The sequence below is a fragment of the Priestia sp. P5_B4 genome, assembly GCF_056400385.1.
In genome coordinates this window covers 1-2280 of record NZ_JBFULJ010000622.1, presented here as the reverse complement: position 1 = coordinate 2280, position 2280 = coordinate 1, and the positions used below count along the sequence as shown (strand labels likewise).

The following is a 2280-nucleotide window of genomic DNA, read 5'->3' as shown; positions in this document are numbered from 1 at the left end:
CTTCAGGAACTTTTCCACCTTTTGAGAAGGCTATAGCAGATGGAGCCGCAATAGGATCATCGATTTTAGCTTTACGGCCTGCATGATTTAATTGCATTCCTACCGCCGCACCTTGACCTTTAATTAAATTGACTAGGTCCCTTAAACCTTCTACTTGCCCATCTTCCCAAATACCGAGGTCGGTTGGTCCCATTCTTCCTTGTTTAGTAACTGCTGTTGATTCAATTATGACAAGTCCCACTCCGCCAACAGCTCTTGCAGGATAATGGATACGGTGCCAATCTTGTACAAGACCAGAACCGTCTTTACAAGCATACATACTCATGGGAGACATGACAATTCTATTTTTTAATTCTAAGTTTTTAATTTTATATGGACTAAATAAATTGGACATTTTATGCACACTCCTGCGAAATGATTGAGGAATGGCTCTTTTCTATAGATCGACTTGAATCTTTTCTTTGAACCGTTTAATATTTTCCTCATTTCTTCGATAATAAGTCCATTGGCTAATATGTTTCGATTCCACTAAGCCTACCTTTTGCAGCTGAACTAAATGATCGGAAATGACTGATTGGGACATCCCAGTTTTCTTTTTAATAGAACTTACACAGACCCCTTTAAAGTCGGAGTTTTTCGGTAAATTAATTTGAGGTTCAAAGTTTTCATCCGGATCTTTTAGCCATTCTAAAATGTTATATCGGGTTTCATTAGACAATGCTTTTAACACAGGTAAAGTTAAAGTATCCATATGCTATCTACCTTTCTAAAAATAAAATCGAATAAACGAATATATAATATATTTTTGTCACCGTTTAAACATAGTATTTATAGTTTATCATATTTAACATTTAACCTTCCTGTAGAAAAAGCCCGGAGATATATCCAGGCATTTTTTCCTCTTTTTTTATTTAGTTTGTTTTGAAAAGATTTCGTTCATGAAATCTCCAGCACTTAGAATAGCTTCCTTGCCTTCTTCTAGGAAAGAATGAAATGCTGGCCAGTTATGAACCATACCAGGGAAGGACCTAAATCTAATGTCGATTCCTGCTAATGCAGCATTGTTAACAAATGTTAAAGCCTCGCTTAACATTACTTCAACTTCTCCCACCATTACATAGATTGGTGGTAACCCTCTTAAATCACCATAAATTGGTGATGCTAAAGGAGCCTCTGGTGAAGTACCATTTAAATACGTTTCTGCTAGATATTTAACACCTGCAGTTGAATTCATTGGGTCAATTCCTTCTTTTGTTATATAAGTTTCACCAGTTTGAGCCAAATCAATCCAAGGTGAAATCATTACACCACCAGCTGGAAGAGGTAACTTTGTATCACGAATGCTCATTAATAATCCAGCAGTCATGCTTCCTCCTGCTGATTCACCAGCAATAATAATATTTTTAGCGTCATAACCTTGATCTAATAACCATGTATAAGCTTTTAGTGCATCTTCAATTGGTGCAGGAAATGAATGCTCAGGAGCTAATCGGTAGTTAATTGCAAGTGTACGTGCTTTCGCTGCTCTTCCTAATTCACTCGTTTCTCCGCGATGAGATGCAATACTTCCAAATAAGAAACCTCCACCGTGTAGGTAAAGAAGTACACGATCACCCTTAGATTCAGGAACGATTTGCCACTCGCCTTCCATTCCGTTAATATCTACTTTTTCTGTTGCTACATCATCAGCAACTGGTAATTTCCCATACATTTTCTCAGCTTGCACACGTAATTCTTCAACCGGAATAGTGAAGTCAGGTATATTATCTTTGAAGAAATTATTTGCTTTTTGAATATCTTTATAGTTACTCATATATAACACTCCTTAAAATTATGAAGGTTAACTTCATTTATTCAGTTAAAACTACACCTATTTATTACAAACATTAACTACTCAAATATAGAACCTTTCAAGCACAATACAGAGTATTAATCGGTTTTTCCCGATATTAACATTTAAAAATTTTTATATGGTTTATTCCTATATATTTTTTAATTCCATTCTATATCACTAAAATTAAAAAGGTACCTCTATCCTTTCAAGCYTTAAATAAAACACATTGGTTAATCGGTGTAAAAAAATATATTTTGGATATTTCAATTGTATCCACGTGAATAAAATTAACATTATTGTAAATAAAAGTTAGTTAATCTCTTTTTTCCGATGTTGTAATGCAAAAGAGGTTTTATATTGCGCTTGAAAGGTGTAAGGCAAATTTAACACACTTAAAATATATCGTCAACTAAAAAAACGATAACCAATATATTACAGTTTATATC

At 34.3% G+C, this 2280-nt stretch carries 3 protein-coding genes; all 3 read right to left on the bottom strand.

What is annotated here, in order from left to right; translation table 11 throughout:
* A partial coding sequence (locus AC1DRF_RS23830; protein ID WP_477741856.1) for an oxidoreductase occupies positions 1-394 on the bottom strand: 394 nt, incomplete at its 3' end.
* A gap of 42 nt (positions 395-436) precedes the next feature.
* A complete protein-coding gene (locus AC1DRF_RS23825; RefSeq protein ID WP_097825324.1) occupies positions 437-751 on the bottom strand; it encodes an ArsR/SmtB family transcription factor in 315 nt (104 codons plus the stop codon).
* Positions 752-907: 156 nt separating this feature from the next.
* Positions 908-1813: an alpha/beta hydrolase gene (locus AC1DRF_RS23820; RefSeq protein WP_305157961.1), complete on the bottom strand. Its 906-nt coding sequence runs from the start codon at positions 1811-1813 to the stop codon at positions 908-910.
* Positions 1814-2280 lie beyond the last annotated feature (467 nt).